Below are 440 nucleotides of genomic sequence, written 5' to 3'. Positions count from 1 at the left end.
ACCCTGCCCGATCACCTGCGCCATCCCTACAGCGTTGCCACGCTCCAGCATGCCGACTATGCCATTCGGCCACTGCGCCAAGGCTTCCTGTACGTCATGGAGAAACGCAAGCGCAGCGGGCAGCACAACCTGCACCCGCCCTATCGCATTGCGGCGAACGGTTCATTGTCGCTGGTTGACCCCGGGCAGTCCGAGTCAGACGCCACAGACGGCCACACCCTGCGCGACATGATTCGCAACACGGCCTTGGCGTTCAACGTCCATGACCTCGAAGACCTGGCTGAGCTGCGCCTGTTCTACAGCCCCGACCCGCTGACCGAAGCGGCCCAGCAGCAACTGCTGCGTCGACGCGACAGGCTGCCGGCCGTGGATGTCGCCGCCTTCACCGGCCTTGGCTGCCCGACGCCCAGGCCTTATGTGCTGCGCCATGACCAACTGGA

The 440-nt window shown here is 65.0% G+C and carries 1 protein-coding gene; it reads left to right on the top strand.

Features of this window, described 5'->3' with window-relative positions:
- Positions 1 to 440 (top strand): toxin VasX (locus POF53_RS25950; protein ID WP_498970063.1); only part of this gene is annotated, 440 nt, incomplete at both ends.

Origin of the sequence: Mitsuaria sp. RG, from assembly GCF_028369275.1 — a bacterium.
Lineage (GTDB): Bacteria > Pseudomonadota > Gammaproteobacteria > Pseudomonadales > Pseudomonadaceae > Aquipseudomonas > Aquipseudomonas peradeniyensis.
This window is presented reverse-complemented; position numbering and strand designations above follow the sequence as displayed.